24 protein-coding genes and 5 pseudogenes are annotated in these 25,646 nt (G+C 68.8%); 17 read left to right on the top strand and 12 right to left on the bottom strand.

What is annotated here, in order from left to right; all coding sequences use genetic code 11:
* Nucleotides 1-341: pseudogene (locus ACFVWD_RS50255) on the top strand (hypothetical protein); the annotation flags it as partial.
* A gap of 140 nt (nucleotides 342-481) precedes the next feature.
* On the opposite strand, the gene ACFVWD_RS50250 reads toward ACFVWD_RS50255, so the two are convergent.
* Nucleotides 482-1,123 (bottom strand): DUF6417 family protein, encoded by a 642-nt coding sequence (locus ACFVWD_RS50250; RefSeq protein WP_389605274.1) that lies wholly within the window; start codon nucleotides 1,121-1,123, stop codon nucleotides 482-484.
* Nucleotides 1,124-1,400: 277 nt separating this feature from the next.
* On the bottom strand, nucleotides 1,401-2,399 hold the full coding sequence (locus tag ACFVWD_RS50245) for an NADP-dependent oxidoreductase (protein ID WP_389605275.1): 999 nt from the start codon (nucleotides 2,397-2,399) through the stop codon (nucleotides 1,401-1,403).
* Between the two features lie 91 nt (nucleotides 2,400-2,490).
* Here ACFVWD_RS50245 and ACFVWD_RS50240 point away from each other — a divergent pair.
* Nucleotides 2,491-2,685 (top strand): annotated as a pseudogene (locus tag ACFVWD_RS50240) (hypothetical protein); the annotation flags it as partial.
* A gap of 331 nt (nucleotides 2,686-3,016) precedes the next feature.
* On the opposite strand, the pseudogene ACFVWD_RS50235 reads toward ACFVWD_RS50240, so the two are convergent.
* Nucleotides 3,017-3,294 (bottom strand): annotated as a pseudogene (locus ACFVWD_RS50235) (TetR family transcriptional regulator); the annotation flags it as partial.
* A 244-nt stretch (nucleotides 3,295-3,538) separates the two neighbouring features.
* On the opposite strand from ACFVWD_RS50235, the gene ACFVWD_RS50230 reads away from it, so the two are divergent.
* Together ACFVWD_RS50230 and ACFVWD_RS50225 are read left to right on the top strand one after the other, a co-directional pair.
* The gene (locus tag ACFVWD_RS50230; protein ID WP_389605273.1) at nucleotides 3,539-4,009 is read left to right on the top strand and encodes a VOC family protein; all 471 of its coding nucleotides are present in this window, start codon (nucleotides 3,539-3,541) and stop codon (nucleotides 4,007-4,009) included.
* A 306-nt stretch (nucleotides 4,010-4,315) separates the two neighbouring features.
* Entirely contained in the window at nucleotides 4,316-5,785 is a 1,470-nt protein-coding gene (locus ACFVWD_RS50225; RefSeq protein WP_389605271.1) for a dihydrolipoyl dehydrogenase family protein, read from the top strand.
* 73 nt (nucleotides 5,786-5,858) lie between these two features.
* On the opposite strand, the gene ACFVWD_RS50220 is transcribed toward ACFVWD_RS50225, so the two are convergent.
* Entirely contained in the window at nucleotides 5,859-6,989 is a 1,131-nt protein-coding gene (locus ACFVWD_RS50220; protein ID WP_329329947.1) for a transposase, read from the bottom strand.
* Between the two features lie 130 nt (nucleotides 6,990-7,119).
* Between ACFVWD_RS50220 and ACFVWD_RS50215 the strand changes: the two genes are divergently transcribed.
* From ACFVWD_RS50215 to ACFVWD_RS50205, 3 genes are all read left to right on the top strand, one after another.
* Nucleotides 7,120-7,461 (top strand): hypothetical protein, encoded by a 342-nt coding sequence (locus ACFVWD_RS50215; protein WP_389605270.1) that lies wholly within the window; start codon nucleotides 7,120-7,122, stop codon nucleotides 7,459-7,461.
* 193 nt (nucleotides 7,462-7,654) lie between these two features.
* The gene (locus ACFVWD_RS50210) at nucleotides 7,655-8,005 is read left to right on the top strand and encodes an SsgA family sporulation/cell division regulator (RefSeq protein WP_389605268.1); all 351 of its coding nucleotides are present in this window, start codon (nucleotides 7,655-7,657) and stop codon (nucleotides 8,003-8,005) included.
* Between the two features lie 438 nt (nucleotides 8,006-8,443).
* A complete protein-coding gene (locus ACFVWD_RS50205) occupies nucleotides 8,444-9,025 on the top strand; it encodes a TetR/AcrR family transcriptional regulator (protein WP_351537645.1) in 582 nt (193 codons plus the stop codon).
* Nucleotides 9,026-9,679: 654 nt separating this feature from the next.
* On the opposite strand, the gene ACFVWD_RS50200 is transcribed toward ACFVWD_RS50205, so the two are convergent.
* Together ACFVWD_RS50200 and ACFVWD_RS50195 are read right to left on the bottom strand one after the other, a co-directional pair.
* A complete protein-coding gene (locus ACFVWD_RS50200) occupies nucleotides 9,680-10,312 on the bottom strand; it encodes a M15 family metallopeptidase (RefSeq protein ID WP_389605266.1) in 633 nt (210 codons plus the stop codon).
* A 337-nt stretch (nucleotides 10,313-10,649) separates the two neighbouring features.
* The gene (locus ACFVWD_RS50195) at nucleotides 10,650-11,243 is read right to left on the bottom strand and encodes a TetR/AcrR family transcriptional regulator C-terminal ligand-binding domain-containing protein (protein WP_389605264.1); all 594 of its coding nucleotides are present in this window, start codon (nucleotides 11,241-11,243) and stop codon (nucleotides 10,650-10,652) included.
* Nucleotides 11,244-11,342: 99 nt separating this feature from the next.
* Here ACFVWD_RS50195 and ACFVWD_RS50190 point away from each other — a divergent pair, with 99 nt between their 5' ends.
* On the top strand, nucleotides 11,343-12,566 hold the full coding sequence (locus ACFVWD_RS50190; RefSeq protein WP_389605262.1) for an alpha/beta hydrolase family protein: 1,224 nt from the start codon (nucleotides 11,343-11,345) through the stop codon (nucleotides 12,564-12,566).
* Between the two features lie 63 nt (nucleotides 12,567-12,629).
* Nucleotides 12,630-13,022: a nuclear transport factor 2 family protein gene (locus tag ACFVWD_RS50185; protein ID WP_389605260.1), complete on the top strand. Its 393-nt coding sequence runs from the start codon at nucleotides 12,630-12,632 to the stop codon at nucleotides 13,020-13,022.
* Between the two features lie 238 nt (nucleotides 13,023-13,260).
* Here ACFVWD_RS50185 and ACFVWD_RS50180 read toward each other — a convergent pair whose 3' ends face one another.
* Both ACFVWD_RS50180 and ACFVWD_RS50175 read right to left on the bottom strand, forming a co-directional pair.
* Entirely contained in the window at nucleotides 13,261-13,392 is a 132-nt protein-coding gene (locus tag ACFVWD_RS50180) for a hypothetical protein (RefSeq protein ID WP_389605258.1), read from the bottom strand.
* 17 nt (nucleotides 13,393-13,409) lie between these two features.
* Complete coding sequence (locus tag ACFVWD_RS50175) at nucleotides 13,410-13,607, bottom strand: hypothetical protein (protein ID WP_389605256.1); 198 nt, start codon at nucleotides 13,605-13,607, stop codon at nucleotides 13,410-13,412.
* A gap of 193 nt (nucleotides 13,608-13,800) precedes the next feature.
* Between ACFVWD_RS50175 and ACFVWD_RS50170 the strand changes: the two are divergent.
* From ACFVWD_RS50170 to ACFVWD_RS50150, 5 genes and pseudogenes are all read left to right on the top strand, one after another.
* Nucleotides 13,801-14,340 (top strand): annotated as a pseudogene (locus ACFVWD_RS50170) (NUDIX domain-containing protein); the annotation flags it as partial.
* Between the two features lie 566 nt (nucleotides 14,341-14,906).
* Entirely contained in the window at nucleotides 14,907-15,311 is a 405-nt protein-coding gene (locus tag ACFVWD_RS50165; protein WP_389605254.1) for a site-specific integrase, read from the top strand.
* A gap of 21 nt (nucleotides 15,312-15,332) precedes the next feature.
* Nucleotides 15,333-15,524 (top strand): tyrosine-type recombinase/integrase, encoded by a 192-nt coding sequence (locus ACFVWD_RS50160; RefSeq protein WP_389605252.1) that lies wholly within the window; start codon nucleotides 15,333-15,335, stop codon nucleotides 15,522-15,524.
* A pseudogene (locus ACFVWD_RS50155) lies at nucleotides 15,521-15,652 on the top strand (XRE family transcriptional regulator); the annotation flags it as partial. The gene ACFVWD_RS50160 and the pseudogene ACFVWD_RS50155, both read left to right, overlap by 4 nt.
* Before the next feature lie 218 nt (nucleotides 15,653-15,870).
* The gene (locus tag ACFVWD_RS50150) at nucleotides 15,871-16,935 is read left to right on the top strand and encodes a LacI family DNA-binding transcriptional regulator (RefSeq protein ID WP_389605250.1); all 1,065 of its coding nucleotides are present in this window, start codon (nucleotides 15,871-15,873) and stop codon (nucleotides 16,933-16,935) included.
* Here ACFVWD_RS50150 and ACFVWD_RS50145 read toward each other — a convergent pair.
* From ACFVWD_RS50145 to ACFVWD_RS50130, 4 genes are read right to left on the bottom strand one after another with little or no spacing between them, the layout of a single operon-like run.
* Nucleotides 16,898-18,289 carry a glycoside hydrolase family 32 protein gene (locus ACFVWD_RS50145; protein ID WP_389605248.1) on the bottom strand — a complete coding sequence of 464 codons (1,392 nt, stop codon included), beginning with the start codon at nucleotides 18,287-18,289 and terminating at the stop codon, nucleotides 16,898-16,900. The two genes, ACFVWD_RS50150 and ACFVWD_RS50145, sit on opposite strands and share 38 nt — an antisense overlap.
* Entirely contained in the window at nucleotides 18,286-19,140 is an 855-nt protein-coding gene (locus tag ACFVWD_RS50140; protein WP_389605246.1) for a carbohydrate ABC transporter permease, read from the bottom strand. Before ACFVWD_RS50140 ends, ACFVWD_RS50145 begins: the two co-directional genes overlap by 4 nt.
* A gap of 13 nt (nucleotides 19,141-19,153) precedes the next feature.
* Nucleotides 19,154-20,104, bottom strand: coding sequence for a carbohydrate ABC transporter permease (locus tag ACFVWD_RS50135; RefSeq protein ID WP_389605244.1), 951 nt, complete (start codon nucleotides 20,102-20,104; stop codon nucleotides 19,154-19,156).
* A complete protein-coding gene (locus tag ACFVWD_RS50130; protein ID WP_389605242.1) occupies nucleotides 20,101-21,510 on the bottom strand; it encodes an extracellular solute-binding protein in 1,410 nt (469 codons plus the stop codon). Before ACFVWD_RS50130 ends, ACFVWD_RS50135 begins: the two co-directional genes overlap by 4 nt.
* A 222-nt stretch (nucleotides 21,511-21,732) precedes the next feature.
* Here ACFVWD_RS50130 and ACFVWD_RS50125 point away from each other — a divergent pair, with 222 nt between their 5' ends.
* The 3 genes from ACFVWD_RS50125 to ACFVWD_RS50115 all read left to right on the top strand — a co-directional run bounded on the left by ACFVWD_RS50125 (nucleotide 21,733) and on the right by ACFVWD_RS50115 (nucleotide 25,599).
* A complete protein-coding gene (locus ACFVWD_RS50125; RefSeq protein WP_389605240.1) occupies nucleotides 21,733-23,322 on the top strand; it encodes a glycoside hydrolase family 32 protein in 1,590 nt (529 codons plus the stop codon).
* Between the two features lie 18 nt (nucleotides 23,323-23,340).
* Nucleotides 23,341-23,487, top strand: coding sequence for a hypothetical protein (locus ACFVWD_RS50120; protein ID WP_389605239.1), 147 nt, complete (start codon nucleotides 23,341-23,343; stop codon nucleotides 23,485-23,487).
* A 915-nt stretch (nucleotides 23,488-24,402) separates the two neighbouring features.
* Nucleotides 24,403-25,599: a TIGR03118 family protein gene (locus ACFVWD_RS50115; RefSeq protein WP_389605237.1), complete on the top strand. Its 1,197-nt coding sequence runs from the start codon at nucleotides 24,403-24,405 to the stop codon at nucleotides 25,597-25,599.
* Nucleotides 25,600-25,646: the final 47 nt, after the last annotated feature.

Below are 25,646 nucleotides of genomic sequence, written 5' to 3'. Positions count from 1 at the left end.
GCACCATCTGCGTGTCCGGCTGGACCGCCACCGTCCGGCCCCCCACGTCCTACACCAACCCCCTCAAGGCGCAGGGCATCACCGACTACGGGTACTCCGACACCAACATGTCGGACTACGAGGAGGACCACCTCGTACCACTGGAACTCGGCGGCGCGCCCCGCGACCCCGGCAACCTGTGGCCCGAGCCGCACTACGGCACGAAGACCGCCTACACCAAAGACGGCACCGAGACGAAACTGAAGAACGCCGTCTGCAACGGCACCATCACCCTGTCCGCCGCACGCAGCGCCATCAAGAACAACTGGACCACCGCACTCCAGGTCACCGGCATCGGCTGACCTCCAGCGAGGCCGCAGGCCGCGCCGCGTGACGGGATCCAGACCAGAGGAGACCGGCCGCGCCCACGCGGCGCGGGAGCCCAGCAGCTCTGTCCCACGAGCGCGGCGCGAGCGGCCACAGGAGGCCGCGCCCATCACCGTCACCCTCGCCCGCTGACCCCCCTACCGCCCCGCGCGGCCGCTCCGCCCGCCGACGGGTTGTCCGAGGCCCGTGCCGGGCTGTGCACGACGCCGTACTCGCGGCCGAAGCGGTTGGCCTCCGCGGCGGAGCCCGTCATCCGGTGCAGCCACAACCCGTACGCCACCGACTCCATCTGCTCTAGCGTCAGATACAACCGCCACCGCTTGATCCCGTGATCACACGACGCCGAACGGACCTGCTCCGCCAGCCCGTCGACCGGCGGCACCTGGAGCTGGCCGGTGAGGCCGACGAACACACGCAGTGCCGCCATCTGCGACGGGATCAGCTCCACCGCCTGCCGGTCTGCTTCCTGCTCGCCGGGCGGGGGCTCGGCGCGGGGGCGGGAGCAGCCGTAAGTGAGGGTGTCGTGGCCGTACGGCGTCGGCCGGGCCGCCCACCGCACGGGCCGACCCTCCAGAGCCGACAGCTCCGCACGGTCCTCCCTGGAGGCGAGCTCCACCAGGCCCTGGTTCTCCAGGGCGTTCACCTGCTGCTGGTGCGGTGGGAGGAGCTCCGTGTCGAGCGTCCAGCCGTGCCCGGCCGCCTGACCGCGCTCGCACAGCGCCTCCAGCACCGCCAGCGCCCTCTCCCAACTCCTCATCCCACTCCCCCGCCGTGTGCGTCGTGCCCGTACGCGTTAGCCGACCGTAGACGTCGGTGCCGGTCCACGCGGCGCCAAGGCGGGGATGGCCAGCCCATCGGGGGAATCCGTCCGACGATCAGCGCACTCCCGGTAGAGCGACGGATTTCACAGCCTTGCGCGAGTGAGGGGCCGAACGGATTCGCCAGCTGCGCCCCCAGGTCTCCGCATCCGCGTCCCGAAGGCCACCTGTGCCCTGAAGGGCGACCACCGGACGCGTCGGTGAAACCGCTCGTCCCTAAGCGACCGTGAGCACGACCTTGCCCCGGATGTGCCCCCGGGCGACGCGCTCGTGCGCCCCCCAGGCATCCGCGAGCGGGAACGTGCTGTCGATCGCGACGCGAATCTTCCCCGCGTCGACCAAGCTCTGCAGTTCGGCGAGCTGCGCGCCGCTCGAGCGGACCGACACGGCCGTGACCGTGACACCCAGTTTCGCGTTCTCCTCGTCGTCGAACTGGCCGAAGTACACCGGGTAGAGGGAACCGCCGCGCTTAAGAGTGCGCAAAAAGCGCCTGCTGTCGGGACCCCCGACGGTGTCCAGGACCAGGTCGACGTCACGAACGACCTCCTCGGGCCGCTCCTTGGTGTAGTCGATGAACTCGTCGGCGCCGAGCTCGCGCAGGAACGTCTCGTTAGCGCCGGAGGCCACGGCGATGACGCGGGCTCCCTTCCACTTGGCCAGCTGGAGAGCGAGGTGCCCCACGCCACCGGCAGCGCCGTTGATGAGCACCGTGCTCTTGCTGCCGAGTGCCATCGGGCGGTGCTGGGCCTCCTGGAACGGCGAGGGATGATCGTGCCCGAGCTCGATCAGGAACTGCCACGCCGTTAGCCCCGACATGACCAGGGCGGCGGCGCGCACGTGGTCGATGCCGGTCAGCTTGCGGGCGAGGTCGGACGCCGGCGCGGTGACGTACTCGGCGTACGCGCTGCTCTGGAGAAGGGTGGGAAAGCGCAGAAGGCCGATCACCTCGTCTCCGACCGCGAAGCCGTTGACATCGGCGGCGACGGCTTCCACGACGCCTGAGACGTCGGTCCCTGGAATCAGGGGGAGCTGGAACTCGGGCCTGATCTCGGGGGGTATGTCGGGCATCCCCTCGCGTGCATACCGGTCAGGAGGGTTGATGCCGACCGCGTGCACGCGCACGAGCACCTCACCCGGACCCGGCACGGGAACCGGCACCTCCTCGTAGCGCAGCACCTCAGGGCCGCCGAACTCGTGCAGCCGGATCGCTTTCATGGTCTGTTTTGGCACAGCGCTCTTCCTGCGTCTTTCGCGGGGGCAAATGAAGTGAATCAGCGGTCCACTTTTCCGGACCACTGATCCGAATATATGGACCACTGATCCGAATAGTCAAGAGGGGCAGACGCGGGCCGACGCCAGGACGGACCGCGACCACCTGTTCGCCGCAGCGGGGACCGCCATCAGCGAGCAGGGCGTCGACGTGTCACTGCGCGACATCGCACGCAGGGCCGACGTCAGGCTCGCGAGGCTGCTCCAACTCGGCACGCGGGGGCGCCACTTCGAAGGCCTGAGGCCTGGCGCGAGCGAGATTCCGACGACCGCAAGGAGCGGGCCCGACGGGGAACGTCACCCTCAAGCCTGCAGACGAAACCGTCTCGCTCGCGGACCGGCGAACCGGGCCGCACGCTCGACGGGAGCAGTTCGAGGCCGCGTTCGCCAAGGCGGTCAAAGGGTGCCGGCATCGAGCCGCACGCTCCCCGGGAGCGGACCGCGACCGCCGCGAAGCGGCTGACGATGGCGGCGCGCACGAACAGTTCGAGACCCAGGGCACCTTGTTCGCTCCCTGCTTCTCGCCGGCCCGGGTCGACCCAGCAGCTACCGCGAGCCGACGGGACCCCGAAGAGGCGGTCGGCGCATGGTGCGAGCGAGCGCTGATCGCCGAGCCGAGCGAAGCGTCGCCGGCAGTGCAAACAAGTCGGCGCCATCAATCCGCGCCATGACCGCGCCCCAGGCGCGGGCAAGGAGTCGCGCACCGTGACGCACGAGGCGTGGAGTGCAGATTCGGTGTCCTCGATGGCGCCTCTCACGTCAGGAAGTGACACAGCAGCGTCACGAGTCCGGCCTCCGCCGTGCGCGCAATCTCGCGCAGTGACACATCGACGCCCCGCTCATGCATCAGCCCACATCTCCCCCTTGACTATTCGGATCAGTGGTCCATATATTCGGATCAGTGGTCCGGCAAAACGGACCATTGGTTCAGGTCGGACTACAGCGGATCAGCCGCTCCCCCCTTCGGCGTCACGCCGTCCGCCGCAGCAGCCGGAGGCAACGAGGCCCCGGCCGCGACCACTACCTGTTGAACCGGTGACGCATTGGGCGTAATCCACCGACGTCAAGAAATAAGGACACCCCCCATGAAACTGAAGCTCGAAATGATCGTGCTGCCCGTCTCCGACATCGACCGGGCCAAGGCCTTCTACGAGAAGGCAGGATTCCGCCTGGACGTCGACTACAAGGCCAGCGAGGACGTCCGGGTCGTGCACTTCACACCGCCCGGCTCCGAGTGCTCGATCATCTTCGGCGAGGGGATGACCCCCATCACGCCCGGCTCTTTCCAGGGCCTGTACCTCATTGTCTCGGACATCGAGGAAGCCCGCGCGGAGCTCACCGGCCGCGGCATCGAGGTCAGCGAGATCTTCCACGACGCAGGCGGCCTCTTCCACGGCCACGAGGACGGGGACGTCGCCCACCGCCGCCCCGGCCAGGAGCGGCTGGCCGGCCTGCACCCCGAGCGCGCCTCCTACGGCTCCTTCGCCACCTTCAGCGACCCGGACGACAACGGCTGGGTGCTCCAGGAAATCTCGGAGCGCCTCCCCGGCCGCTGACCTCTCCCACAAGCCGCCAAGCAACCGTCCAAGGGCTGCAACGGGCCGTCGCCGGCCCGGACGACAGCCAGTCCGGACCAGCCCTCTCGCGGTCCGGACCGAAGACCGGCACCGGACCGCCGGGCGAGCGCACGGGTGGGTGCTCTCCGCCGCCCGGCGGTCCGGCTGCCACGGGGCCGCGCTGGCCGCCGCGGCCGTCCCAGCCCGTGACTGCCCCTCGACCCCGTGCGGTGCGGCGGCAGGCAACGGCGAACGCGGCCGGCAAGGGGCCGCGACCGTGGAGAGCCCGGCCCAGGCACGCAAGCAATGACGAACGAAACAGTGAGGAACACATCAGTGACGAACGAGACCACCCGCACCTACGACGTGATCGTCATCGGCGCAGGGCCGGTCGGCGAGAACGTGGCCGAACGCGCCCGCGCCGCCGGACTCAGCACCGTGATCATCGAGCGCGACCTCATCGGCGGCGAATGCTCGTTCTGGGCCTGCGACCCCAGCAAGGCGCTGCTGCGGCCGGTGGTCGCACGTGCCGACGCGAGCCGCGTACCCGGACTCGACCCGGCCGTCGCCGGCCCCTTGGACGTCGAGGCGGTCCTCGCACACCGCGACAAGATGTCCTCCTACTGGAAGGACGAGGACCAGGTCGACTGGCTCAACTCCGTCAACGTCGACCTCATACGCGGTCACGGCCGGCTCACCGGCCCCAAACAGGTCACCGTGCAGACCCCGGAGGGCGACACCGTCCACCTGACCGCCCGGCACGCCGTCGCCGTCTCCACCGGCACCCGCGCCGCCCTGCCCCCCATCCCCGGATACGACACCGTCCGCCCCTGGACCAGCCGCGAGGCCACCACCGCCACCAAGGCACCCGGCCGCCTCGCCATCGTCGGCGGCGGCGTCGTCGCCGTCGAGATGGCCACCGCCTGGCAGGCCCTCGGCTCCCAGGTCACCATGCTCGTCCTCGAAAACGGGCTCCTGGAGCGTATGGAACCCTTCGCCGGCGACCTGGTCACCGAGGGGCTGCTCGAAGCAGGCGTCGACATCCGCTTCAACACCACTGCCACCTCCATGACACGCGAGGACGGCGAAGTGCGGATCACGCTGTCCGACGGAGGACAGCTGGCCACGGACGAGATCCTGCTGGCGACCGGCCGCGCCCCACAGACCCGCGGCATCGGCCTGGAAAGCGTCGGCCTCACCCCCGGCGACTGGCTCACCGTCGACGACACCTTCCGTGTCACCGGCGTCGACGGCGGCTGGCTCTACGCCGTCGGCGACGTCAACCGCCGCGCCCTGATGACGCATCAGGGCAAGTACCAGGCCCGCATCGCCGGCGCCGTCATCGGCGCCCGCGCCAACAGCGAGCAGGTCGACGACGCCCCCTGGGGCGCGCACGTCGCCACCGCCGACACGGCCGCCGTCCCCCAGGTCATCTTCACCACCCCCGAAGTCGCCTCCGTCGGCCTGACCAGCCGCGAGATCGAACAGAGCGGCCGCCGCATCAAGGTCGTCGACTACAACCTCGCCCACGTCGCCGGTGCCCACCAGTACGGCGAGGACTACCGCGGCCACGCCCGCATGCTCATCGACACCGACCGGGGCACCGTCGCCGGCGTCACCTTCGCCGGCCCCGGCGTCGGCGAACTCGTCCACTCCGCCACCATCGCCGTCGCCGGCGAAGTCCCCCTCGACCGGCTCTGGCACGCCGTCCCCGCCTTCCCCACCCTCGGCGAAATCTGGCTGCGACTGCTCGAGACTCACCGCGGGTCAACATGACCCGGCCCTAAAGGACCGGGCTTGGAGGTAGCGCCCAACTGGCTGCTGGGTTGGCTCCTCCGTCCAGACACCCCTATGGGGTGGCAGGGACGCGTGACTCACGCCCCGCAGTCCACACGTCCTCGCCCCTGCGGGCGAGGACGTGGGAAGCGTTCCGGTCGGCGTGCACAACGACGCCGCACGACCGGCATGCGAACTTGGCTTGGGAGATCCGGTTGAGGCGGTCGATGTGGCCGCACTCGGCGCACTCACGGGAGGAGTATGCGGGATCAACGAAGACCAGGGGCACACCGGCCCGCTTGGCCTTATAGACGATGAAGTCTCCGAGCTGGGCGAATGCCCAGGAGTGGAGTGCGACCCGTTGGGGCTTGCGGAGCCGTACCCTCTGCCGGATTCCCTTGAGTTCTTCCAGGGAGATCCCGGCGGAGGTGCGTTCAGCCTCGGTCACGATCGTCTTGGCGATGATGTGGTTGGTGTTCTTGACATGCCGCGTCTCGCGGCGGGAGCGCTCCTTCAACCGGCGCCTGGCGGACTTGGTGCGCTTCTTCTGGAGCTTGGCCCGCAGGGCACGTTGACGCTTGCGGTAGCGGTTGAGGCCGCGCCCGGCGGCCTGGTAGCCGGTGGATGTGGTGGCGATGTTGACGATGCCGAGGTCCACGCCGATGAAGCCGTCCGGCTCGTACTGCTCGGCCTCGGGAACCTCGCAGGTGGCGGCCAGGTAGAAGCTGCCGTCACGCTCGATCAGATCCGACTCGCCCTTGCGGCACTCGCGGAGCGTCTTGAGCGCGTCCGCGGAGCAGACGAAGCGGACGTTCTTGATACGCCCGGCGGTGGTCCAGATCGACACGGTCTGCTGGTCGTACTGCCAGCTCAGACACCGGTCGTCGTACGGCTGCGCAGCCTCGGGCCGGAAGGCGATCGGCTTGGACTCCGCCTTGCGGTGGCGCTTCGAACCTTCCTTGCCGAGATTCCCGGCCCGGATGTTCGCCTTCAAGGTGGTGTAGGCGTCGCGCACCTTCTTGATGGTGTGCTGGGCGGCCTGCGCCCCGAGCCCTTCGGCCTTGAGGCGCGGGTACGTGTGCTTACGCAGCTCGTACTCACGCGGCACGCCGTGGGCGAACGCCACCTCGGAGACCCAGCACGCCAGGTCGTTGACCGTGCGCAGGGTGGAGCGCAGCGCGGCGGCCTGCTCGGCCTCCGGCATCAGCTTCACCTGCGTCACGATCTTCACGGGGGGTGATCATACCGTTCGCCTATGTCACCACGCTGGGAGCCGAACCCCAACATCCGCAGGGGCCGTCGGGTCCGCTGTCGCAGCAACCACCCTGCTGGCAGTGGGCGGCGCCGCATCGGCGACGTCCGACCCGTCCGTCGACCGCACTGCGGACGCCTCTCACTCCTCCAGCATCACCGTCCAGTACGGCGACAATCGCGGAGGCGACCGTGACAGCGACCGCGACCGCGAGAGCAGCAACCGTCGCATCGACCGCGACAGCAGCGACCTGTATGTCTACGACAGGCACCGCAGGTGGGAGCGGAACGACAATAAGTGGCACCACAACAACGGCGGCCGGCGGTACTCCTACGACGGCCAGCAGTTCCACCGCTGGAACGCCGATAAGTGGGTCACCGTGAGTGCCGAGGCACACGGGCTCAACGACCGCACCTCCCGCTGACCGTCGGAGCACAGGACAGGTACGTGCGTGTGCCCGGACATGCGCGGGCACCGACTTCGGAGGGTGTGGGTGCACCGCTGCCGGCTGCAGTGGTGCACCCGTCAGCCCGTGAACCTACAGCTGGATTCATGAGCGTTGCATAGATCAATCTCTTTATGCCGAGTTCGCACTCACGCCGGACCAGCGGGTGAAGGTGCCGACCCGTCTCCTGTACGAACCGCACGACCCCTATGCCGTGCACATCGTCTTCTATGCCGATACCGACGAACCGGTCGCCTGGGCGTTCGACCGCGATGTGCTGGCGCAGGGCTTACTCCGGCCGAGCGGAGAAGGGGACGTGCGACTTTGGCCCGCCCACACAGGGCCGGATGCCGTGCTGAGTCTCGTACTGTCCCCTCCGCGCGGGGCCGCCCACCTCACAGCTTCCCTCTCAGTGGTGACGCACTGGTTGGAGCGCACCTACCACCTGGTGCCGTCCGGGCGGGAGGGTGACGGCATCGACCTGAATGCCGAGCTGTCCCGGCTGCTACACGGGACGGCCTGATGAGGAGGCGTCCAGACCGCCGGCAGAGACCTCGTGTCACACCTGAAGCTGCCCCGTGCAGGTTGCCAGGTAAGGCCGTCTCTCGTCGTTGGCGCTGAAGGCGATGTCGCCGATGAGCTTCATCCCGGGCCTGCGGATGACACTCGCTTTCCCACCCGCCGCCCGCGCAACGAACTGTCCAGGGAGCCATCCTCCGGCGCGCCGCGAGCAAGCACCCGCGCCTGTGCTTGGACGGACTGTCCCCGTCTCGACAGGGACCTCGGCCGCACGACGCACTCCGCGTCAATTGACGCATCAGTACGGACGGTGGTGACGGCCGCAGGGGGCGGCTCGCCCCTGCACGCGCTACACGATACTCTTATCCGGATCAGTGATCCATGTAATCGGACCACTGACCCGAATAAATGGATCACTGATCCCGAAAACTCAAGGGGCCAGATGCGGGCCGATGCCAGGAAGAACCGCGACCACCTGCTCGCAGTAGCGGGCGCCGCCATCAGCGAGCAGGGCGTCGACGTGTCACTGCGCGACATCGCACGCAGGGCCGATGTCGGTCTCGCGACGCTGCTGCGGCACTTTTCGACACGCGAGGCGCTGCTCGATGCGCTGCTCCACACGAGCTTCGGCGAGCTGACCGCCAAGGCGGACGCCCTCGCAACGGACGACTCGCCCGGCGATGCTCTCGTTTCATGGCTGCGCGAATGCGTCGGATGGACAACCGAGTACCGGGGCGCGGTCGTGCTGATGGCCGCCGCCATCGCGGACCCCGATTCCGCACTCCACGCTTCGTGCGTCACCCTGCGCGCGGCCGGTGCCCGGCTCCTTGTCCGCGCCCAGGCCGCGGGCCTGGCGCGGACCGACATCGACGGCGACGATCTGTTCGCGCTGGTGGAGGCGCTCGCCTGGCTCGGCGATCAGCGCTCGCTCGCGCCCCGCGCCGATCACCTCTTCGACGTGGTCGCAAGCGCGATCCTGACTAGCACGGCGAACAGCGATGCCGAAGGGGGCACCCGTAGCTGAAATCGTCACGCACGCAGACCGGCGAACTCGCCCCGCGCACTCGGCAAGAGCGGAGCGGCGCCCAGGTCGCCATGGCGGCCAAGGTCGCCGGCGTCGGGCCACGCGATACCAGGGAGCGGACCGCGACCGCTGGGAAGCGGCCGACGAAGATGGAGGCGCGCTGGCTGATACGACCTCACCCATATGCTTAGCAGTTTCCTGCCGCGCTGGCGCTGGGGGCGGTCACCATCAGGCCGATCATTGAAAGCACTCTGAGCTTCAGTCTTCCGAGTCAGGAATTCTCACCACGGCCTGCCAGACCCCGACCGCAACCCCCACCACAGCAGGTCAACACCCCTGCCAGACCGCTCACGCCCAGGACCAAGAATTTTCTGCGCACCGTCGCCGGTGGGCGGGTATTGGCTGCGTCAAATCGGACTCTCACGGGCCACGCCGCCCATCCCGCCCCTCCCTTTTCCTTAACTCCAGCCAGGGGACATGGGCGAAAGCGGCCGCAACGGGGATGTCAGGAGCCGACCACGCAGAAATCGCTTGGTGACCTGCACGGACACGGAGACGGTTCACCGGGTCGCGCAACAGTAGGCGCAACTCCTAGATGATCGATTCCAAGGGGTGTCGGTGACTGTCTGCTGACGTTCCTGCGGTTCGAGTTGGTCAGGCTGGTCCGTAGATGGCGCTGTCAGCCTTGCTGATCAGTGCCCAGTAGCGGTCGCCGTAAGACCAGTGCCACCACTCGGTGGGGTAGTTGACGAAGCCAGCGCCGCCCATGGCTTGGGCCAGGAGGTTGCGATTGTGGCGTGCTTGGTCTGATAGCCCCGAGGCGTCCAGCGGACAGTACTTCTCGTCTCCGGTGCGGTGGCCGTTGACAGCACCACCCATGTCCAGCTCGACGCCATCGGCATCAACGAGTGTCAGGTCGATGGCCGCGCCGGCGCAGTGTGGCGCCACCTCGACCGGGGAGACGAAGGCGCTGGCCCGGCGCCGCAGGTCGACGGGGTCGGTGATGCCGGAGTGGCGTAGGCGTTTCTCGTAGAGGGCAAGCCGCCGCGCCTGCTCGGTGCTGCTGCGATGCCCTTCTATGACGAGGAGCCTGACGCCGTCGGGAAGCATCTCCGATGCCGAGCACAAACGCTCGAGCACGCCGATCCGGACCCTGCCGTATGCCCCTGCCTCGTCTCGTTCCCGGGGGTCCAGCACAATCTCTGGGACCGAGGCGATCTCTGTGAGAGGTTCGCCGCAGTCCTGCACCGGGATATTGATCACCTTGGGATCACTCAGCAAGATCATGGATCCTGAGCGTAAACGTCGCGGACCCGCGGCGATATCCCGCCCCATGTGCTCCCGGCACCAGCAGCTTCCCAAGCTGAGAGCGCGAGTTCGATTTTCGTCACCCGCTCCATACGAAACCCCCAGGCGACGGCCCGGGGGTTCTTTGTTGTCTTGCCCCGTAGGCAGTGTGCGCACCACATCCGCACCACAAGAGCCGAGCCGGCTGCCGGTGGACTCCTCCTTGTGGTGCGGACTCCCGTCCTTGCGGTGCTTCCCAGCGGAGGGCAATGCCCTACCCGCGGCCTTCCGCGACACCCTTTGGGCCCTGGGCGCCGGAGGTTCAGGTGCGCCACGCCTACGCCGCGCCCGGCGCACCCGTGTTGCCAAGGAGTCTGCCCACGAGGAGTTCCGCGTAGCCGGAGGCCGGCGGGTCGATGCCGAAGATCGCCCGCAGGTAGAGCGGTGCGATGAGCTGGTCGAGGATCTCCTCCAGGGGCGGGGGGTTCTCGCCGCGGGCTGCGGCCCGCTCGCGGATGCGCTCAATGGAGTGGAGCCGGCGCTGGAAGTGCTGTGCGCGTTCCGCCTGCGTGTGGGCGCTGCTCGGCATGGACAGGGCGACGGCTCGCACGAGAAGGCGGCCTTCGGGTGTGCGGATGCTCTCCACCCCCGCTTCCGCCCAGGCAGTGAGGTCCCCGCGCAGGGTGCCGGTGTCGTTCAGCGGCCAGTTCCGTTCGAGGCGGGTGGTGACCACGTCGGCCAGGAGAGCCTCACGACTGCCCCAACGCCGGTAAATGCTGGTGTGGTTGACCCCGGCGCGTTGAGCGATCGCGGGGATGGCGAGGTCCGCGCCCTCGGAGTCGGACAGCAGGTCGATGACCGCCTGATGGACGGCTGAGCGGACCTGCTCGGAACTCTTGCGGATGCGTGCGGTCGGTTGCTTCGAAGTCACCTCCACATCGTAAGCACAGATATTTGCTTCGCAGTGCTCACGGGTCTACAGTGATCTCCGTAAGCACAGATCTGTGCTTAAGGTTCTGAGGAGAGCGCCATGAAGCAGCTGCTGTTCCCGAACAACACCCAGTTCTGGTACGAGACCCTGCGCTCGATGAGCCACATCGCCTACGGCGGTGCCGACTTCGGCGAGGTCGTCTCCACCAGCGAGCGCATCGTCGAGGGCGACTACGACAGCTGGCACAAGGAGTGGCTGGCCACCGCCGACCGGGTGTCCGCCGAAGCGCAGAAGGCCCTGGACACCGGCCACACGGTCAGCGCCCGGGACGGATTCCTGCGGGCGTCGAACTACTACCGCTCGGCGGAGTTCTTCCTGCACGGCCACCCCTGCGATCCCCGCCACGACCACGCCTACGACCGTTCCGTGGCCTGCTTCCGCTCGGCGGCGGCGCTGTACACCCCGGTCATCGAACCGGTCGAGATTCCGTACGAGGACACCACCCTGCCCGGCTACCTCTACCGGGCCGACACCACAGGAGAGCCGCGGCCGACCCTGATCATGCACAACGGCTTCGACGGCACCGCGGAGGAGATGCACTTCTTCGGGGCACTGGCCGGCGTCGAGCGTGGCTACACCGTGCTGGTCTTCGACGGCCCCGGACAGCCCGGACCGCGCCACCACCAAGACCTGGTCTTCCGCCCAGACTGGGAGAACGTCATCACCCCGGTAATCGACTTCGCCGAAACCCTCCCCGAGGTCGACAACAGCCGCATCGCACTCCTCGGTAGCAGCATGGGCGGCGTACTCGCCCCCAGGGCCGCGGCCTTCGAACACCGCCTGGCCGCGCTGATAGCCGTCGACGGCGTCTACGACCTCGGCCAGATATCCGTCCGGAACATCCCCGGCGACCGCAAGGCAGCCGAACGGCTCCTGCGTGCGGAATCCGCCCCCGAACTCGATGCCGCGTTCGAGCAGATCATGGCCAAGGACGCGACCGCCCGGTGGGCGATCAACCACGGCATGTACGTCATGGGCGTCGGAACCCCCCGCGCCTTCAACGCCTCCTACCTCGACTACACCCTCGCTGACGGCATCGCCGAAAGGATCCAGTGCCCCACCCTCGTCTGCGACGCCGCCGAGGACGAGTTCTTCAAGGGCCAGCCCGAACAGCTCTACGACCACCTGACCTGCCCCAAGACCCTGATGGTGTTCACCGCCGAAGAAGGCGCCGGCGCCCACTGCCACCCCGGCGCCATGCGCCTGTCCCAGGCCCGCATCTACGACTGGCTCGACGACACCCTCACCAACACCAGCGCCTGAGGCCCCGGCCCACCAGGCACCACCACGAATCCCTCTCGTCCGAACCTGCTCGAAGGACCTCTCATGACCCGCACCGGCATCAAGGCCGCTCTCACCGACCTGCTCCTCAACGAGGACATCACCCTGACCGAGGCCGCCGACCGCCACTTCACCCCCGACTACCGCCAGCGCACCGACGGCGAGTGGGCCGACCGCACCGAGTTCCTCGACCACATCGCCCACCTGCGCACGCTCGTCGCCGACGGCGAAATCGAGGTCCACGAAGAGCTCTACGACGGCACCAAGTACGCCGACCGCCACACCTGCCACATCACGAAGACGGACGGCTCAACCGTGAGCATGGAGGTCTACGTCTTCGCCGACCTCGCCCCTGACGGCCGCTTCCAGCGCATCGAGGAGACCACCCTGATGCTCAAGGGGTCCGACGCCGACCGCAACCTCGGCAGCGCCCGCTGACCACCCCCACGCTGCGCAGAGATCGCACACCGGCAGCACCAGCGTCACCCGGTGAGCGAGCCGCCAGAGCCGGACAAGTCGTATCCGGTCCCGCGTGGCGCGTGAAACGGAACAAACACCCGGCCGTCCTGTCCCAGCCGGGCGTCCCGAAGCTACGAGAGGTTCAGCCGTCGCACCACCAGTTCTCCGGTGCCGTTCACCCCGCCACGCGATGTCGGCCACTGATCGCACCCGCCGCCTACGCACCGCCGTCGAAGAAGCCGGACTCCAGGTCCCCGATGATGGCGTCGAGTGGATGCCCACTGACGATGAACGGTCCGCTCCAGGGCGCGCTGAGTGCGAAGAGCAACGCCAGGCTCAGCCCGACCACACTTGCAACACCTACCATCAGACGCGCACGTTGCCGGCCCGGTCGACGATCTTCCTTCCGTACCTCCAGCGGTTCCCGGTCTTGCGGTTGATTCCCACCTCTCGGAACGCGGCCGAGTTGCTCATCCCGTGCGCCATGAGGCGAAGGTATTGATCACGCTTGTCCGCCAACGGCGCGGGTCCGGGCTTCTTCGGCTTCCGCCGCGGCTTGGTCATCGCAACAACCCCGAGGGTCAGGTGTTGCAACTACCTCTAGAACCCAAGCCACATGGCGGAGCCACTGAACGACGTCACAGCCAGTCCTGCACGCTCAGCGGGGTGAGGACCACGTGCTGCACACAGGATTCCGCCGGCTAGTGAAGGAGCAGGGTTTCCTGCAGAGTCCGCCGCTCCTGACGAGGACAACCCCGTCTCCTGCCGTCTCTTCCACGTCCGCCGACGCCCGGATCACCAGCCGACCACGCACCAGCAGGCCGCCCGTTGCCCATGCCGCGCTCGGTGTGGGCGCCATCCTCCATGGCCCCAAGGGCCTGCTGCTGGGCTACCACCGCAGGGGGACACGAGAACTCCCAGGCGGCTCCGTCGAGCCGGGTGAGTCCCTGACACGCGCGGTTGTCCGCGAACTTGAGGAGGAAACGGGCTGCGCTGCCCGCGAGGAAGACGTCGTACTCCTGGGCACACTCGTCGACCACGTCGCGGACGTAGTCCGCGTGACCGTGGCTGCAGTCGTGACCGCATGGGAGGGCGAACCGGCCGACCAGGAGAGCGAAAGCGTCGGCGCTGGCGGTGGTACCCGCTCGACCAGCTCCCCGACGGGCTCTTCACTCCCAGCGCCCAGGCTCTGACCGTGTGGCGTCCCGACCTGCCGATCGAGCACCAGCCCGCCCACTACACCCCGTTCGCGACCCCGGGACGCAGCGAACAGCTCGACGAGTGGCACACGCCGTGACCGAGAACCCCGAGGCCGTCCCGCAGGGATCCTCCATGACGCCAGCCGTGTACGGCGCCTCACGTGCGCGGTGGTGGAGACGAAGCTCGGCATGCCGGGTCCGGCCGAACAACTCCGTGCCGGGCGGTTGGTGATGGCCTCGGTCTCCAAGGATCCGCCGTGAAGTTGCGCGGGCGAGGAGGAGCACGCACCGATGTGCTGGCGGGGTTCGTGCTCGCGCGGGCATTGGCCGGACTGGTCGACAGGACGATCCGCAGCGACACCAACCACCTGGAGCGGATTCGGGACTGGTTCGGACGTCCACTGTGGGAGATAGAGCCGTCCGACGCGGATGTCTATTTCGGCAAGGTGCTTCGCGACGTCAAACCGTCGACCCGCGCCTGCCGGACGGGCGCGCTGGCGGTGTTCTTCCAGTTCCTTGAGCTGCGGCGCAAGGTCGAGCTGCACAACCTAACCGGCCGTGTGGTCGAGTGCCCGCTGGACGAGATGAACCGGCCGCGGGTCTCGGTGGAACCGCAGCTGCGGATCCCGCCCGGCGAAGCGGAGATCGAGGAGCTGTTCGCCGGGTGGAGCTGGTGTGCTGTCGCAAGTTCGGCCCGGCAGCCCGCAACTACGCGGTCGCCCGGCTGGCGGCCGACGTGGGGCTGCGGATCAACGAGGCGCGGATGCTCGACCTGGACGACGTCCGCTGGGAACTGGGCCGGTTCGGCAAGCTCAATGTCCGGCACGGCAAGGGCTCCCGGCGGAGCGGGCCGAAGCCACGGCTGGTGCCGCTGATCAACGGAGCCGACCGCAACCTGCAGTGGTTCATCGAGGACGTATGGGGCCACTTCGACGCCGACCACACCAGGCCGGGCGCCCCGCTGTTCCCCTCCGAGCGCAAGAACCGGGACGACTCCTGCGCTCGGGCGACCACCGACGTTTTCCGCCGGTCGCTGGCCGATGCCACCGCCCAGCGCCTCCCCACCTGAGCCGGGAAGCTCACCCCGCACGTGCTGCGGCACTTCTGCGCCTCCCAGCTCCACCTCGCCGGCATGAGCCTGTTCGCCATCCAGGAGCTCCTCGGACATACCTGGACCGGCACCACGGCCCGGTACATCCACGTCCACGGAACCCACGTCGAAGACGCCTGGATCGCCGGACAACAGCGCGCCACCGACCGATGGAAAGGACTGGCCCAGTGAAGTGGAACCTCCGCCTGGCGGCCGCCAACCGCGGCATGTGGAAGGCCAGCGAACTCCAGCGGATGCTCGCCGAACGCGGAGCCGTGATCAGTGCGGGGAAGATGTCGGGCCTGTGGTCCGGCCAGCCGAACACCGCGTTCGGAAAGCAGATGACGTCTGAGGCGCTAAACGTCGTCTGAACTGGGAAGACGGCCAGGATGAGCATTTATCGACAAGGGTCGCCAAGATCCTCAAAGGGCTCATAGTCCGTCGGGCGCCCTGAGGATCTCCCGTGTGCCGTGGCGCTCCCCGCGGATAGAGTGGACGGTGATCGACAGGGACGGGCTGGGCGAGGGCGGCGGACGGCGTGGGCGGTGCCGAGGAGAGCAGGAGCACGGGCACCGGGCGCCCGACGTCACGGGACGTCGCCCGGCTCGCCGGCGTGTCGCACACCGCGGTGTCCTTCGTGTTCAACGGCCGGGCCGAGGGCAACCTCTCGCCCGCCACCCAGGAACGCATCCGGCAGGCCGCGGCCCGGCTGGGCTACCGCCCCGACCCGGTGGCCCGCGGTCTGCGCCGTCGCCGTACGGCCGTGATCGGGCTGGTCACCGATGAGATCGCGTCCTCGCCGTTCGCCGGTCGGCTGCTGCGCGGCGCCATGGAGACCGCCTGGGGCAGCGACCATCTCGTCCTCACCGTTGACTCCGGCGGTGACCCGGTCAAGGAGGACGCGGCCGTCGCGGAACTGCTCGACCGGCGCGTGGACGGCATCGTCTACGCGGCCATGTCACTGCGCCGGGTCCGCGTCCCCGAGGGCCTGCACCGCACCCACTCCGTGCTGGCCAACTGCCTGCCCGAGGACGACTCCCTGCCCGCCGTGGTCCCTGCCGAGCGCGCCGGTGGCCGTACCGCGGCCCGGCTGCTGCTCGGTGCGGGCCACCGCCGGCTCGCCGTGATCGGCGGTCTGGACGACATCGCCTCGGTGGAACGTACCCGCGGCTTCCGGGACGCGCTGCGCGCCGAGGGCGTCACCGTGCCCGAGGAGTGGATCGTGCGCGGCGGCGGGGAGATCTCCGCGGGATACGCGGGGGCGCTGCGCCTGCTCGACGGGGTCGAGCCGGGCCGTCGCCCCACTGGCGTCCTGTGCTACAACGACCGGGTCGCGGCGGGTGTCCTGCACGCGGCGACCCGGCTCGGGATCGACGTGCCCGCCGATCTGTCTGTGGTCGGTTACGACGACCAGGAGCACATGGCCGCGTTCCTCACACCGCCGCTCACCTCGGTCGCGCTGCCGCACCGGGCGATGGGCGAGGCGGCGGCCCGGCTGCTCTTGGACGCCATCGAAGCCGGCCGTACGCCGCCCGCGACCGTCCGGCGCCTGGCCTGCCCTGTGGTCAGCCGCGCCTCCGTGGGTCCGGCGCCCACCCGGTGACCCGGGCACCCGGCCCGTCGACGACCAGCTCGGCGATGTCGCCGGGGCGCCGGTAGACGCGCTCGGTGACCATTGCCCGTTCAGCGACGAAGAGTTCGAGGAGCGAGCCGTCGACGAGCAGCCGGAGCGCGAGTTCCGGCCCCTTCGGCACGTGCACGGTGATCGGGGCGGAGCCTTCCCTGCCGGTCCGGGGCCAGGCGCTGCGGTCGAGGACGACGGTCCCCGAGGCAGGGTCCGCCCGGACGGTCAGCTCCCGGCCCGCCGCGCCCCGGAGCAGGCTTATCGTGGTCGGTTCACATGCGGTGACCGTCAGGTCGTACGTGTGTGGAAGCGGAACCCGGCCCGGCGCGGTGACGAACGGCTCGGCCGGGCGCAGCAGGTCGAGTTCCGGGGCCGGACTCACACGCAGTGAACCGTCGGGGTGGATGTCGACGACCCGTGGCGCGGTGAGTACGCCTGCCCATCCGGCCCGGTGCGTCTCCTCTTGCGGGCGGGCCTCCCACGACCAGCCCCACAGCAGTGCGCGGTCCGGCTCCTGGAGCACGGCGGGAGCGTAGAAGTCCCGCCCCTGGTCGAGCCGGCCGCCGGCGCGCGGCACAAACCTCAACGCGCGTCGGCCATCGGCCTGCAGACGGCCGGTCAGGTATCCGGTGGAGCAGGGATCTCCGTCCCACAGGGACACCACAAGCACGTGGTCGCCGCCTGCTGTCCGGTACAGGTGCGGGCACTCCCAGCCCACCGACTTGTCGCTGAACACGCCCACGGACACCGGGTCCTTGCCGTCCAGCAGCACACCGGCGAACCGCCAGTCGGTCAGGTCGTCGCAGTCGTAGAGCAGGACCGACGGCGTGCCGTCGGCGTGCCCGGCCCCGACGAGGGCCCAGCGCCTGTCCGCGCAGCGGAAGACGAACGGGTCGCGGAACATCACGACGTCCAGTCCCGGCGGCGGCCCTGCCACCACCGGCGTGGGCAGCGGCTTCCACTCGGTCAGCCGCTCGTCGTCCGGGTCCGCCGACCGCGCCAGGCAGATGGTGCCGAGTCCGGCGTGGGCACGGTCGACTCCCGTGTATACGGCGGTCGGTGTGCCGGCGTCGTCGATCACGCAGCCCGACCAGCAGCCGGCCTCGTCGGGGCCGCCTGGCGTCGGCGTGAGGGCGACCGGGTGGTGTTCCCAGTGGACGAGGTCGCGGCTGGAGGCGTGGCCCCAGTGGATGTCGGCGTGGACCGGGGCGTCCGGGTTGTACTGGTAGAAGAGGTGCCGGCGGCCGCGCCAACGGAACGGGCCGTTGGGGTCGTTGATCCAGCCCGCGGCCGGACTGATCCGGAACCGAGGTGCGTGGGGGTCGTGGCTCACCGGTTGACTCCTGCCGAGGTGATGCCCTCGCGCAGAGGGCGCTGGCCGACGATGAACACGGCGACGGCGGGGAGCATCGAGAGCACGACCCCGGCCAGGACCACCGAGATCGACCCGGTGCCGAGGTTGCCCTGCAGGGAGACCAGACCCAGCGGAAGCGTGTAGTTCTGGCTGGAGGTCTCCAGGATCAGCGGGCGGAAGAACTCGTTCCAGTGGTAGTTGAAGGCCAGCACGCCGACGATCGCCAGGCCGGGTGTGGCCAGCGGCGCGTACACCGAGCGGAAGATCCGCCAGGGCCCCGCGCCGTCCAGCATGGCCGCCTCGCCCAGGTCCTTCGGCATGCCGAGGAAGTACTGGCGCATCAGGAAAGTGCCGAAGGCCGTCGGGAAGGCCGGGATGATCAGGCCGAGGAGCGTGTCGGTGAGGCCCATCGACTTCAGCACCAGGAATACCGGCACGATGGTGACCTGCAACGGCACCATCATGGTCGCCAGGACCAGGCCGAAGAGCGGCTTCTTTAGACGGAACTCCAGGCGCGCGAAGGCGTATCCGGCCAGGCCCGCCGTGATCATCTGGCCGACGGCGATCAGTGCCGTCACCAGCGTGGAGTTCAGGGCGAGCAGCCACACGTCGATCTGCTGGAAGACCCCGCGGTAGGCCGCGGTCGTCGGGTGCGTCGGGATGATCTGCGGGGGCAGGTCGAAGGACTGGGCCGGAGTGCGCAGTGAGGTGGCGACGGTCCAGATGACCGGGCCCAGCGTCAGCAGGGCGCACACGGTCAGTCCGGCGATCCGGGCCCAGGGGGTGAGTGAGTAACGTACGCGACTCAGGGTCGGGGTTGCTTGGCTCATGCGGCTCACCGGCTCACTGGTAGTGGACGAAACGCCGGCTGAGCCGGAACTGGAGGGCGGTGACCGCCATGATCAGCACGAAGAGCAGCACGCCCACCGCGGATGCCTCGCCGAAGTCGAGCTGCTCGAAGGCCCTCTCGTAGATCACCATCACCACGGTGCGGGTGGCGTCGCCGGGTCCGCCGTCGGTGAGGACGTAGGGCTGTTCGAAGACCTGCAGGGCATTGATGATGCCGACCACCGACGCGACAAGCAGCGTCGGCGACAGTAGCGGCAGCGTGATGCCGAGGTGCTTGCGCAGGCCGGTCGCGCCGTCGAGAGCGGCGGCCTCGTGGATCTCCTTGGGGATGTTGTTCAGACCGCCGACGAACAGCAGGAACGAGAATCCGAACTGCTGCCAGACGTAGACCAGGATCACCGTGGCCATCGCCGCGTGCTCCGAGGTCAGCCAGGGCACGGGCGCGACGCCGACCAGGCCGATCAGCCAGTTCACCACCCCGAAGTCCTGGTTGAACAGGTACTTCATCACCACCGAGATCGAAGCGGCGGACAGCACCAGCGGGAAGAAGAACGCCGAACGGAACACCGACCGCAGCCACACCGGCATCCGCCCGTTCAGCGCGAGCGCCAGCGCCAGCGCGATCAGCAGTTGCAGCGCGACCGCGAGGACCATGAAGAGGAGCGTGTTGCGGAAGGAGACCAGGACGGTCGAGTCCGTGAAGGTCGTGCGGTAGTTGGCGCCGCCGGCGAAACGGGGCGGGTCGATCACGTTCCAGTGGAACAGGCTCAGCACGATGGACACGATGATCGGCACGACCGTGAAGACGACGATGCCGACGACCGTGGGCGCCAGGAACAGCGCGGCCAGCAGCCGGGCGCCGCGGTCGCGGACAGACGGCCGCACGGCGACGGCGGGTGGCGTGGCGGGCCGCGGACGTACGGCCGGGACCTGGGTGTTCGTCATACCTCACGCTCCATGGCCTGCTCCAGGTCGCCCTGCATCCGACGCAGCGCGGGACCCACTGCACGCGGCGAGGCCAGCGCGGTGCCGGTGTACTTGAGCAGGACGTCGGTCACCTCGGCGACCTGCGGCGGCGCGGGGATCGGGCCGGTGTCGGGAAACCGGTCGAGGGTGTCGTAGAAGACCTGCCAGTGTGCCGGGCCGCTCGCGGCGTAGCGTGCGGCGTTCAGCATCGAACGCCGGGCCGGGGTGGTCTGGTTGCTCTGGAACAGCCGGGTCATGGTGTCCTTGCGGGCCGCGTATTTGATGAACTCCCAGGCGGCTTCCTGCTTCTTCGAGGTGCGCAGCAGCGCGTAGCCCGCCGCGCCGAACTGGTGGCGCTGGGTACGCCAGCGCGGGAAGTACTGCACGTCGTAGTCGGCGGCCCGCATGCCGGCCTGCTGCAGGCCGCCCGCCCAGAAGCCGCCCGCCGGTGTGACGCCGACGCGGCCGGTGGAGAACACGCCGACCAGATTGCTGCCGTTGCCGCCCTCGGGCCGGGTGCACAGGTCCTCCTGGACGAGGGAAGCGAGATAGTCGTACGCCTCCTCGACCCGGTCGGCGGTGGCCTGCGGGGTCGTCCAGCGGAAGCCCCCGCCGCGCCCCTGCCGGTCGGCGGCCGGGTAGAAGGTGTCCCACAGCCAGGAGCCGCCGGGCGCCTTCGACTCCTTCAGCAGGTTCGTGCCGCCCGCGAAGAGCCAGGGCACCACGCCGCCCCACAGCCGGTTGGTCCAGAAGTACGGCGTGAAGTGCGCATCTCCGGCACGCTTCATCTCCCGCAGCAGCGCGGTGAAGTCGTCGCGGCTCCAGTCGGCCGCCGGGAAACCCGCGCCCGCCCGTTTCAGCACCTGCTTGTTGAGGTACATGTCGGCGGCGTTGAACTCCATCGGCAGTTGGTAGAGGTTCCCCTCGTACATCATCGACTCCACCAGCGAGGGGTGGACGTCGGCGAAGTACTCACGCAGCTCCGCCGCGTCCCGCCGCACCCAGCGGTCCAGGGGCACGCCGAGCCGCCGGGCGAACAGCTGCACGCCCTCGGTGGCCACATACACCAGGTCGGGTGCGGTGCCCGCGGCGATCTGGGTGAGGATCTTCGCGAAGAAATCCGACCAGTCGACGGCCTGCACCGCGTTCACCCGCAGCGGGATGTCGGGGTGGAGCCGGTGGAAGCCCTTGGTGAGGGCGCCGACGGTGGCCGGGTCGAAGGCGGAGCCGAGGGTGGCGACGACGAGGGAGCCGTCGTCGCGGCCGGGGATGTCGGCTCCCGTGAGCCGGTCCCAGCTCGCGGCGGTCGCGGCCAGGGCTGCTGCTCCGGCCCCGTATGCGCCGTACCGCAGCAGCGTGCGGCGAGGGAGGTGCGAGTCAGTCATCAACGGGCCTAACTCGTGTTAGATCAGGGATGATGCCCCAGATGATGGGAACCGGGCAGCAGACCTGTCAAGGGTCGGGAACGCTTGACCTTTAACGAGTTAGGTCTACAGTCCTCGTTCACATGAGCCGATTTTTCGCGCCCTCCGCGTTGTGAGCCGCACTCGCGTGCGTGACGAGCCGCCACGGGCCCTCATGGGCCGCCACGAGAGGAACGATGCGTCATGCCCGGAACATCGGGGATTTCCAGGAGATCACTGTTCGCGGGATCGGCGGCGGGCACCGCCGCCGCGCTGCTGCCCACCGCAGCGGCCACGGCCGCCCCGAAGCCCAAGCCCGGGGCCACGGCCAAGAGCGGGACCAAGTCCGCGGCGAGCGGGGCGAGTTACCGCGCCGCGTACCACTTCACGGTCCCCGACCAGTGGAAGAACGACCCGCAGCGGCCCGTCTGGATCGACGGCGAGTACCACTACTACTACCTCTACAACGCCGACTACTTCACCGGTGTCGTCGGCACCGCGTGGCGCCTGGCCACCACCAAGGACCTGGTCTCCTTCGCCGACCGCGGGGTAGCCGTGCCCAAGGACACCACGCCAGGCGGCGATCTCTGGTCGGGTTCGGCGGTGGTCGACACCGGCAACACGGCCGGATTCGGCGCGGGCGCGGTCGTCGTCATCGTCACCATGTCCCCCGGCGGCGGCACCGACCACCAGGAGCAGTTCCTGTACTACTCGACCGACGGCGGTCTCACCTTCAACAACTACGGGACCGACCCCGTCGTGCCCAACCCCGGCGTCGCCGACTTCCGCGACCCCAAGGTGATCCGCGACGAGGACCGCGGCCGCTGGGTGATGGCCCTCGCGGAGAACGACAAGATCGGTTTCTACCACTCCGACGACCTCAAGTCCTGGACGTACGTGAACGGTTTCGTCCACGACGGCATCGGCGTCCTGGAGTGCCCCGACCTGTTCCGCATCACCGCCGGCGACGGCACCGTGAAATGGGTGCTCGGCGCGAGCGCCAACGGGAAGAGCTCGGGGCTGCCCAACACGTACGCCTACTGGACGGGTTCCTTCGACGGCAGCGCGTTCACCGCTGAGGCGAGTGACCCGCAGTGGCTCGACCACGGCTGGGACTGGTACGCCGCCGTCACCTTTGAGAAGCGGGACGCGAGCGGCGCGGTGGACGCGGCTGCCCGGTACGCGATCGGATGGGTGAACAACTGGGACTACGCCGGCACCACCCCCACCATCGACTGCGACGGCTTCAACGGCACCGACTCCATCGTCCGCGAGATCACCCTGAAGAAGGCATCCGACAACACCTACTACCTCGCCTCCCAGCCTGTCGCCGGCCTCGACTCGCATGTCTCCCGCACCGTGAACCTGGGCGACGTGACCGTGGACGGCACGAAGGTGCTCGACTACACCGGTATCTCCTACGAGGTGACGACCGAGATCACCTGGTCCCAACTCACCGGCGCCGGCCTCCAGATGAGGCGCTCACCCGACGGCGGTCGGCACATCGATGCCGGGATCTACGCCAACTACGCCTTCCTCAACCGACGCAACACGGTGAACGCCGACACGTCCGGCAAGTGGCAGGAGAGCCACACCCCGTTCGACCCGTCCGCCGGCACGGTGAAGCTGCGCATCCTGGTGGACCGCACGTCGGTGGAGATGTTCGTCGACGACGGCCGCTACGTGCACACCAGCCAGGTGTTCCCGTACCTCCTGGACACCCGGCTCGCACTGTTCACGATCGGCGGCAGCGCGGTGTTCCGCAACACGGTGATACGCGAGTTCTCGGTGTGAGGCCAGCCAGGGGCGCGGGTGCACACCAGACGCGTGAACCCGATCGGCAACACCGGAACGGGCCGCCCGGTCCTGGAAGGATCCGCGCTCCGCCCCGCTGACGCGGCGAAGCCGAACGTCTTCCGCGTCCGGGTCGTATGGCTCATGCCGGCGAGGCTGTCCTGACCTCCCACCGCATTCCGAGATCAAACCGGGCGAACGTGGCTCTCCCCGGACCTTGCCCCGGCGGAGCCCCTGCGCGTTGGAAGGGGAATCCGCCGCGGGCGAGTACGAGCCCCGTTCGCGAGCCGGCGAGACCCTCCCGCGCGGCGCTCGCCTGGCTCCGTGGGGCCTGATTGAGGCCGCGTTGAGGCCGCAAGGACAGGAACAAACCGTGGTGCTGTGGTCGATGACCATGCTCATGAGCGGTCACCGCTATGTCATGTCGGCATCAGGAACAGGTACTTGCCGAACAAACGATCACACGAGGGGGTGGCACACCGGCACTGGCGCGATCACACTCCCCCGCACTGGCCGAGATCACCATGACGTTGCGTCGCAGGCGTCGCCCGTCACCAGGACCCGCGGCACCCGGTGCCCTGCGAGCCGCTGCGTCCCTTCATGCCAGTGGAGCCGCCCGATCCGCTGCAACAGACAGTCCACCGGCGCGCGATCCAGCACATCGGCATCCCCATCGAACGTGGCCGGGTGATGGCCTGTTCACGATGGTCTTCATCGGCGGTATGGCGCTGGGTGCGCGCGCCCGCCGACGGCTGGTTCACCGCACCTACGTCGCCCGAGTCGGCTGTGCCTTCGGCGGTGTCATCTCGGCCGCACGCCGTCGTCATCGGTCTGTTCCTGACCCGGTGTCAGCGGCCTGCGCCTTTCGGCCAGCCAGAACCACAGCTACCCGCACGTGGGGTTTGCTCCGAAGGAGCGGCCGGGCCACGACGGCGTAGGAAACGGCGTGGCCAGCGGCTCGAAGTTCCGCCTGTCGATGACGTGCTCTGCGTGTCGTTTATGTATATAGCAGCCATCACATGAGATGACTTCTGCTTGTTTGCCCCGCAATGGGGCTCGCACTGGAACAGGAGTAATCGCATGGCATCAAAGGCATCGGCCCGTAGACCCCGTTCCAGCCTGCGGCGGCTGACCGCGGTCACGCTCGCCCTGGGCACGTTCGGCGCGCTCGTCGCCGCGGCGCCGCCCGGGGCCGGGGACGCGCCGCGCAATGCCGATCACGGCTTCCGGGAGCGCGATCTCGTGTCCGACATCCCGGGCCGGGCGGAGAAGACCGATCCGAATCTGGTCAACCCCTGGGGGCTGGCCCGTACGCCCGCCGGCGAGATCTTTGTCTCGGACAACGGCTCGGACAAGGCCACGACGTACTCGGGCGCCCTCGACAACCGACCCGTCAACATCCTCCCCCGGGTCGTGTCGATCCCTGAGGGCGGCGCCCCGACCGGGGTCGTGCGCAACGACACCGACGCCTTCCGCTTCACCGACTCCGGGACAGGGAAGTCCGGGGTCGCCCGCTTCCTTTTCGCGGGGGAGGACGGTGACGTCTTCGCCTTCAACCCGGAGGTGAACCCGACGAACGCCGTCCGGGTCGCGCACGAGGACAGCGACGGCGAGACCGCCGTATTCAAGGGCCTGACGATCGTGCCGGGCGAGAAGGAGCACGGGGAGGCCAAGGGGCACGGGGAAGACTGCAAGAAGGGCGGCAAGTGCCACGAGCCGCGCCTGCTCGTCGCGAACTTCCGTGACGCCCGCATCGACAGCTTCGACACGAACTTCCGTCTCCTGCCGCCGGACAACCGGTTCCAGGACCCGAACATCGAAAGCGGCTTCGCACCGTTCGACGTCAAGCTGATCGGCGACAAGGTCTTCGTGACCTACGCCAAGCAGGACGCCGACAAGCACGACGACGTCGCCGGTCCCGGCAACGGCTTCATCGATGTGTTCAGCACGGAGGGCAGGCTGCTCAGGCGCTTCGCCAGCCACGGCGTGCTCAACTCGCCCTGGGGCCTCGAGACGGCGCCCGAGAAGTTCGGCAAGTTCTCCGGTGATCTGCTCGCCGGCAACTTCGGAGACGGCAAGATCAACGCCTTCGACCTGAAGACCGGCCGGTTCGAGGGAACCCTGCGGGACCACAGGGGGAAGCCGGTCGTGATCCCGGGGCTGTGGGGCCTCCAGCGCGGCACCGACAAGTCGGGCGGCAGGAACAGCGTCTGGTTCGCAGCGGGAATCAACGCCGAGAACAACGGGCTGCTCGGCACTCTGCGCGCCGAAAAGTAATCCGTTCCCACACCTCGGGTGCTCGCCGGGCGGCTACACCCGCCGCC

Origin of the sequence: Streptomyces sp. NPDC058086 (assembly GCF_042885015.1) — a bacterium.
Taxonomy (GTDB): Bacteria; Actinomycetota; Actinomycetes; order Streptomycetales; family Streptomycetaceae; genus Streptomyces.
The sequence above is the reverse complement of the archived record's forward strand: the minus strand, read 5'-3'. Positions and strand labels throughout refer to the sequence as shown.

What these genes read in the sequence shown, in the direction of transcription:
- ACFVWD_RS50250 (WP_389605274.1), bottom strand. Translation starts at nt 1,123, where the DNA reads ATGAGGAGTTGGGAGAGGGCGCTGGCGGTGCTGGAGGCGCTGTGCGAG.
- ACFVWD_RS50245 (WP_389605275.1), bottom strand. Translation starts at nt 2,399, where the DNA reads ATGAAAGCGATCCGGCTGCACGAGTTCGGCGGCCCTGAGGTGCTGCGC.
- ACFVWD_RS50230 (WP_389605273.1), top strand. Translation starts at nt 3,539, where the DNA reads ATGAAACTGAAGCTCGAAATGATCGTGCTGCCCGTCTCCGACATCGAC.
- ACFVWD_RS50225 (WP_389605271.1), top strand. Translation starts at nt 4,316, where the DNA reads ATGACGAACGAAACAGTGAGGAACACATCAGTGACGAACGAGACCACC.
- ACFVWD_RS50220 (WP_329329947.1), bottom strand. Translation starts at nt 6,989, where the DNA reads ATGCCGGAGGCCGAGCAGGCCGCCGCGCTGCGCTCCACCCTGCGCACG.
- ACFVWD_RS50205 (WP_351537645.1), top strand. Translation starts at nt 8,444, where the DNA reads ATGCGGGCCGATGCCAGGAAGAACCGCGACCACCTGCTCGCAGTAGCG.
- ACFVWD_RS50200 (WP_389605266.1), bottom strand. Translation starts at nt 10,312, where the DNA reads ATGATCTTGCTGAGTGATCCCAAGGTGATCAATATCCCGGTGCAGGAC.
- ACFVWD_RS50190 (WP_389605262.1), top strand. Translation starts at nt 11,343, where the DNA reads ATGAAGCAGCTGCTGTTCCCGAACAACACCCAGTTCTGGTACGAGACC.
- ACFVWD_RS50185 (WP_389605260.1), top strand. Translation starts at nt 12,630, where the DNA reads ATGACCCGCACCGGCATCAAGGCCGCTCTCACCGACCTGCTCCTCAAC.
- ACFVWD_RS50175 (WP_389605256.1), bottom strand. Translation starts at nt 13,607, where the DNA reads ATGACCAAGCCGCGGCGGAAGCCGAAGAAGCCCGGACCCGCGCCGTTG.
- ACFVWD_RS50140 (WP_389605246.1), bottom strand. Translation starts at nt 19,140, where the DNA reads ATGAGCCAAGCAACCCCGACCCTGAGTCGCGTACGTTACTCACTCACC.
- ACFVWD_RS50135 (WP_389605244.1), bottom strand. Translation starts at nt 20,104, where the DNA reads ATGACGAACACCCAGGTCCCGGCCGTACGTCCGCGGCCCGCCACGCCA.
- ACFVWD_RS50130 (WP_389605242.1), bottom strand. Translation starts at nt 21,510, where the DNA reads ATGACTGACTCGCACCTCCCTCGCCGCACGCTGCTGCGGTACGGCGCA.
- ACFVWD_RS50125 (WP_389605240.1), top strand. Translation starts at nt 21,733, where the DNA reads ATGCCCGGAACATCGGGGATTTCCAGGAGATCACTGTTCGCGGGATCG.
- ACFVWD_RS50115 (WP_389605237.1), top strand. Translation starts at nt 24,403, where the DNA reads ATGGCATCAAAGGCATCGGCCCGTAGACCCCGTTCCAGCCTGCGGCGG.